The 6,494-nt window shown below is 55.5% G+C and carries 7 protein-coding genes; 5 read left to right on the top strand and 2 right to left on the bottom strand.

Going from position 1 to position 6,494, the window contains the following annotated elements; translation table 11 throughout:
- Nucleotides 1-355 precede the first annotated feature (355 nt).
- Nucleotides 356-1,216, bottom strand: a complete 861-nt coding sequence (locus tag HFM78_RS06330; RefSeq protein ID WP_287128583.1) for an alpha/beta fold hydrolase — start codon at nucleotides 1,214-1,216, stop codon at nucleotides 356-358.
- A 131-nt stretch (nucleotides 1,217-1,347) separates the two neighbouring features.
- On the opposite strand from HFM78_RS06330, the gene HFM78_RS06325 reads away from it, so the two are divergent.
- Nucleotides 1,348-1,557, top strand: a complete 210-nt coding sequence (locus HFM78_RS06325) for a hypothetical protein (RefSeq protein WP_287128582.1) — start codon at nucleotides 1,348-1,350, stop codon at nucleotides 1,555-1,557.
- A gap of 8 nt (nucleotides 1,558-1,565) precedes the next feature.
- The gene (locus HFM78_RS06320) at nucleotides 1,566-2,486 is read left to right on the top strand and encodes a putative 2-dehydropantoate 2-reductase (protein WP_287128581.1); all 921 of its coding nucleotides are present in this window, start codon (nucleotides 1,566-1,568) and stop codon (nucleotides 2,484-2,486) included.
- Nucleotides 2,487-2,496: 10 nt separating this feature from the next.
- Here HFM78_RS06320 and HFM78_RS06315 read toward each other — a convergent pair whose 3' ends face one another.
- Nucleotides 2,497-2,706 carry a DUF2892 domain-containing protein gene (locus tag HFM78_RS06315; RefSeq protein WP_287128580.1) on the bottom strand — a complete coding sequence of 70 codons (210 nt, stop codon included), beginning with the start codon at nucleotides 2,704-2,706 and terminating at the stop codon, nucleotides 2,497-2,499.
- Nucleotides 2,707-2,912: 206 nt separating this feature from the next.
- On the opposite strand from HFM78_RS06315, the gene HFM78_RS06310 reads away from it, so the two are divergent.
- The 3 genes from HFM78_RS06310 (at nucleotide 2,913) to HFM78_RS06300 (ending at nucleotide 6,371) form a co-directional block, all read left to right on the top strand.
- Nucleotides 2,913-3,902 (top strand): phosphoribulokinase, encoded by a 990-nt coding sequence (locus HFM78_RS06310; RefSeq protein WP_287128579.1) that lies wholly within the window; start codon nucleotides 2,913-2,915, stop codon nucleotides 3,900-3,902.
- 36 nt (nucleotides 3,903-3,938) lie between these two features.
- A complete protein-coding gene (gene tkt / locus HFM78_RS06305) occupies nucleotides 3,939-5,936 on the top strand; it encodes a transketolase (protein WP_287128578.1) in 1,998 nt (665 codons plus the stop codon).
- 207 nt (nucleotides 5,937-6,143) lie between these two features.
- Nucleotides 6,144-6,371, top strand: coding sequence for a hypothetical protein (locus tag HFM78_RS06300; RefSeq protein ID WP_287128577.1), 228 nt, complete (start codon nucleotides 6,144-6,146; stop codon nucleotides 6,369-6,371).
- Nucleotides 6,372-6,494 lie beyond the last annotated feature (123 nt).

Raw genomic sequence — 6,494 nt, 5'->3', positions numbered from 1 at the left:
GTGGGGGTAGGGTGCGGTGTCCGTTGAGGGATGGAGTGGACATAGCGATTGGGGTAAGGAGATCATTTATACCCTATGCTTCGGGCTAATTGCTGGGCCTAGGCTTTTCTCGGTTAGGGGAGGATTTCTGCGCGGTGGGTTACGCTTGCTCTCTCCTTTCAAAACAATATCCCCAACAGCCCCAACAGCCTGTGAGGGCGGGAAAGTAATTAACCCGGTTTAACTGCTATTTGAACAGCTTAGCTCTCCATTACACCCCGTCCTCTAGCCGACTCTTGCTGTCCACTCTCTGCGCTCTTCTGCCTTGGTCCCCCATTTACCTGTGCCCGTCAGGGTATGGGGCGGAGGGGCCTCTTCATAACAACTTGGGGAGAGCTTGCGTTAGCTGGGCACAGACTAAAGCGGGGCGTTCTAGTTGGGGGGTTGTGCCGGTGTCGGGGATGACGGTGAAAACTCGGACTTGTTCGCTGAGTTGGGCCAGCCGTTGACCTAGCTTGGGTCCGGCGAACTGCGCTCGTTCTCCCCAAAATATTGCGGTCGGGGTCTGGAGTCGGGGTAGCCACAGGGCGAGATCGAAACAGAGGTCGCCCTTGAGGAATGAAAACGCCGAAAACTCGGCCTGGGGCTGGGAGGCGGAGGCGTAGTAGGCTTCAACCATCTCGTTTGTCACCCGTTCTTTGCGGGCGAAAAGTCGCTCCTCCAAGAAGTACCGGATAGTGCCCCGATTTGCCACGCCCTGTTGATAAAAAAGCCAATTTACTCCCGGGACGGCGGCGACGACCTGGAAAAAAGGATTTTTGTACGGTTCGCCGAAATCTGATAAACCCGTCGGGCACATCAATACCAACCGTTGTATCAATTGCGGGAATTCTGCTGCCAACCGCACCACCCAGGCCGCCACCACACTAGAGGCAACCACTGTAACCACTCCCGCTTGCTGTTCCAAAAACTCTCGGAGTGAGCGCAAATAATCATCGGGCTGGTAATCGCGCTCCAGATGGTACGATTCCCCCCAACCAATCAGGTCGGGGGCCACCACGCGGTACCCAGCCGTAAAATAGGGATAGACCAGGGACCACTCAAAGGAAGACGACCCGCCACCAAACCCGTGCAGGAAAACCAAGGTCTCCGGTCGGTCCGTGTCCTGGGTGAAATAGACCATCTGTCCGATAGAAGTCTGCAAAAAGCGACGAGCAAAGCCCATGGGTATTGCCACAAGCCCGGTCTCCATGTCATTACTTTCATGGTAGGACTAAACTCAAACGAGTGTCCCCTCAGTGGAGTCATGACCATTCGTGTCAGTATTTGCCAAAATCGGACCTGTCTCCAGGCGGGGGCGGCCCGAATGTGCTTGTGCAACAACCCGACCAACCCCTGTTCTGGTACAGCCTTCATCAGGCTCTTGACTGCGTGCCGATCATCGTCGAGCAACGGCTTCAAGCAGGTAAACCCGTCTGGCAACTACTCTCCTCCACCAAGTACTCCCACGCCCGCGCTGAGTATGGACCACCGCCTGTGAACTTTTTGACCAAGCTCCAAAAGCTGTGGCGACCATGAGGTTTGCGGTGTTAGGAACGGGCGCAGTGGGCGGGTTGTACGGAGCCATGCTGCACCGAGCCGGTCAAGAGGTACATTTTTTGGTCCACCGAGATTACGCTTGGGTGCGTGACCATGGGCTGCGGGTGACGACGAAGACCGAGGATTTTACGCTCGAAGTGTCAGCCTATGACCAAGTCGGAGCTATGCCCCGCTGTGATGTGGTCCTGATTGCCCTCAAAGCGACGCAAAATCACCTGCTACTCCAGCTACTCCCACCAGTCCTCAAAGCCGATGGTCTCGCGGTTCTCCTTCAAAATGGTCTGGGGGCTGAGGAATGGTTAGCTGACTTGGTGGGGGCTGAGTGGGTGGTCGGGGGGCTGTGTTTCCTCTGCGCCAACCAAGTCGGGCCGGGGCATATCCATCATTTGGACTACGGCGAAATTACCCTGGGCACTTGGCTAGCCAGCGAGACTGGGCGACTGGTCCCCCTCATTAAAATCTTGCAGCAGGCCGGGATTGCCGTTCAGCTAACCCCAGATTTACCCCTGGCAAGATGGCGCAAACTCCTATGGAATATTCCCTTTAATGGGTTATCGGTCCTCCTGGGAGCAACGACGCAAGCGATCATGGAAAATCCCCACAGTCGTGCCCTTGCCGAAGCCTTGATGATTGAAGTCCAAGACCTCGCCCAAGCCGTCGGTCATCCTTTACCCCCTGGACTCACTGCCCAATTGCTCGACCATACCCGCCAAATGCAGCCCTACCAGACCAGCATGAAACTGGACTACGACCGGGGACGGCCCTTAGAAGTAGAAGCCATTTTCGGCAATCCTCTGCGTCAAGGTAAACTGCATGGACAGCTTGCCCCCTGCATTACCACGCTGTACCAGTTACTCAAAGCCCTAGATAACAAAAACTCCCCGTGTGAACACAGGGAGTCGAGTTGAACCGATTACACTATTTGTTGGTGTCGATGCCCAACATCTTATAGCCGAGGCAGACACCCGCCCCGCCCGTCGCCATGAGTGCCAGACCGCCCAAGCTCCCCATCAGATTCCAGGGGGTCGGAGCTAGCAACAGGGCTGCCAAAATTAACAGAACCCCACCCGTTAGCCGCAGCAGACGCTCGTTTTTGCCCAGATTGGGCTTCAGCAATTGAGAAACCATGCGTATCAATCCCCAAAGCAGTTATCCCCAGGATAGTCCCCCACCCCGTTGCTGAAATAGAAATTATCAGCGGCGGAACTCTCTGAATTCTCGACTCGGCTCTATAATGAGTCGTCCACCGGCCCAGCTTGTAACAAATGTTGCAGTCCTGGTACGATGTGCTTGCGCCTCCGCAAATCTCGCCGCACCTGCTATTGGGAGACATCATGGCTACGAAACCGGACCGGATTGTTCTGATTGGTGTTGGGGGTGACAGTGGATGTGGGAAATCCACATTTCTGCGCCGTCTGCACGACCTGTTCAGTGAAGACCTGATTACGACTATCTGTCTGGATGACTACCATAGTCTGGACCGCAAGCAGCGCAAGGTGACCGGGATCACCGCTCTCGATCCCCGGGCCAACAACTTTGACTTGATGGCGGAGCAGGTGGCCCAACTCAAGAATGGCGAGAGCATCCTCAAACCCATTTACAATCATGAAACTGGCGAGATTGACCCACCGGAGCGCATTGTCCCCACGCCAATTGTCATCATTGAAGGCTTGCATCCTTTCTATGATGAACGGGTCCGCGATTTGCTGGACTTTAAACTATATTTTGACTTGAGTGACACCATCAAAATTCAGTGGAAGATCCAGCGCGATATGGCGGAGCGGGGCCACTCCTACGACGACGTACTAAGAGCGATTGAGTCCCGTCGGCCCGACTTCAGTGCCTACATTGACCCGCAAAAAGAACACGCGGATGTCATCCTCGAAATCCTGCCCAGTGAGTTGCCCGAAAAAGAAGGCGGATTCAAGATTGTCAAGGCCCGCTTGGTCCAAAAAGAAAGCACATCTAACTACGACCCGGCTTACCTTTTTGACCGGGCGATCTCTGACCTCTGTTGGCGGCCCAAGTTTAGCAACTCGGACCCGGAGTTGACCTTCTGCTACGGGCACGACCAGTATTTCGAGGAGAAGGTATCCTTCCTTTCGATTGACGGTGAGTTTCATCCCAAGGACGCGCACAACCTCGAAGAGAAGTTACGCAACACGTCTGAGCGCACCTATGGCGAACTCGCGAGCCTCATCTTGAAGCGTACGGAATTCCCCGGTTCTAACGATGGGACGGGTTTCTTCCAGGTATTGATTGGTTTGAAGATGCGCCAGATGTACGAACGGCTCACCGGGCAAGTGTACGAACAAGCGGCCTAGACTAGACCCAAGTTGAACATTCCACGCGAGGTATCCATGACGGCGACACTGACCCAGAAGACCACCGAACGGCTGGACGAACTGTGTATTAATTCGATCCGCTTCTTAGCCGTTGACGCAGTACAAAAAGCGAATTCGGGGCATCCGGGTTTACCGATGGGCTGTGCGCCCATGGCCTACGTGCTGTGGACTCAGTTCCTCAAACACAATCCCCAAAACCCCAAGTGGGTAGACCGCGACCGTTTTGTGCTGTCGGCGGGCCATGGTTCGATGCTCCTCTATAGTCTGTTGCACCTAACGGGCTACGGGCTGAGTATCGAAGACTTGATGCAGTTTCGCCAATGGGGGAGTAAGACCCCGGGCCACCCCGAGAACTTCATGACCGACGGGATTGAGACCACCACCGGGCCACTGGGTCAGGGTGTGGGAAACGCTGTCGGCATGGCGATGATTGAAGCGCACTTGGCGACGAAATTTAACCGCCCCGGTCTGCCGATTGTGGACCATTACACCTACGTCATCTTGGGCGATGGCTGCAACATGGAGGGCGTGGCCTCCGAAGCGGCTTCCTTGGCAGGCCACCTCAAGTTGGGCAAGTTGATCATGCTCTACGACGACAACCACATCTCGATTGACGGGGACACCGCCCTATCTTTCACCGAGGATGTGGGCAAACGCTATGAAGCCTACGGTTGGCACGTCCAAGTCATCAGCGAAGGCAACACGGATTTAGCCGGGATTGCCCAGGCGATTGAAGCCGCGAAAGCCGTCACCGACAAGCCCAGTCTGCTCAAGATTCGTACTACTATCGGTTTCGGCTCCCCCAATAAGGCCGGAACTGAAGGTGTACACGGTGCGGCCCTAGGGGAAGCGGAAGTGACCTTGACCAAACAGAACCTCGGCTGGCCCCTGGAACCCAAGTTCTATGTGCCCGATGAAGTCCAGCAGGAGTTTGCCAAGGGTTTGGACAAAGGCAACCAAGCCGAGAGCCAGTGGAATGAACTCTTTGCCCGGTACGAAGCAGAGTTCCCAGAACTCGCCGCTGAATATAAGCGGGTCATCAGCACGACCCTCCCCGGAGGTTGGGCTGATGCTCTCCCCAGCTACAAACCCGAGGACAAGGCCAACTCCACCCGCAACCATTCCGGCATCTGCCTCAACGCCTTAGCCAAAGTACTCCCGGAACTGATGGGCGGCTCAGCTGACTTGGCCCACTCCAACATGACTTACCTCAAGGGCCTGCCTGATTACCAACAGACCAACTACGCGGGCCGTAACCTGCGCTTCGGGGTCCGTGAGCATGGAATGGCGGCCATCTTGAATGGGATGGTTTTGCACAAAGGGGTGATTCCCTACGGCGCGACTTTCTTGGTTTTCGCCGATTATATGCGCGGTGCGATGCGGCTTTCGGCTCTCGCGGGAATTGGGGTACCGTACATCTTGACCCACGATTCGATTGCGCTGGGTGAAGACGGCCCGACCCACCAACCTGTTGAAACTATCGCCTCCCTCCGGGCGATGCCCAACTTGCTAGTCCTTCGTCCGGCGGACGGCAACGAGAGTTCTGGTAGTTGGAAGGTGGCGATTGAGAAGCGCGATACGCCCTCCTGTCTCATCCTCACTCGTCAGAATGTGCCCAACCTGGCGGGGAGTTCGATTGAGGCGGTGGCGATGGGGGCTTACACGCTAGTGGATTGTGAAGGAACCCCGGACCTGATCTTGATTGCCACAGGTTCTGAAGTTTCCCTAGCTGTCACCGCTGCGGCTCAAATCGAGGCCAAAGTCCGCGTCGTCTCTATGCCCTGCTGGGAACTCTTCGAGGACCAGAGCCAGGAGTACAAGGACAGTGTGTTACCGCCTGCTGTAACCAAACGGCTCTCAATTGAAGCAGCAGCTTCCTTCGGTTGGGGTCGTTATGCAGCCCATCACGTGAGCATCGAGACCTTCGGCGCGTCCGCTCCCGGCGGTACCTGCATGAAGGAATTCGGGTTCACTGTGGAGAACATTGTTATGCAAGCCCAAGCGTTACTGTAAACCTGACCATCCGAAGACCGTCCTGGGTAACTGGGGCGGTTTTTAGTTGTTAATGTAATGGAGTAATGGAATGTCCGCCATGGGCCGCCACCCGCATCGGTAAAAGTGGTCATCGCTACGGCAACAATGCTTTATCTGCAAAGACTGCCGTAGACCCTTTGTCGCGTCCTACGCAACGATTGGCTATCCCACGGCAACCAATTACCCATGTACCGCAACGGCTTGGGTTTTCGGGCCCTTGAGCGCGTGACAGGAGTCAACCACCATACCGTCATTCTTTGGGTCAAAAAAGCCGCCACGCAACTCCCGGTGGACCCCATTCCTGAGTCGGCCCAAGTGGCTGTATCATCTTCCTACTGTCCCCGCCGCCGAGCTTCCTCAACTACAGCTATAGCCAATCCTGGAAAGACGAAAGAATTACTAATCCTGCTATAGCAAACCTGTTTGAGGTGTAAATAGCTCTCCAACAGCCGCCCCTCCGCCCCGTGAACGGGGGACCAAGGCAGTAGAAAAGGCAGAAGAGCTTTTTAATTCTTGCTCCCCTACCCTGCTTGCCTG

Source organism: Candidatus Cyanaurora vandensis (assembly GCF_013285555.1).
Taxonomy (GTDB): Bacteria; Cyanobacteriota; Cyanobacteriia; order Gloeobacterales; family Anthocerotibacteraceae; genus Cyanaurora; species Cyanaurora vandensis.
This window is presented reverse-complemented; position numbering and strand designations above follow the sequence as displayed.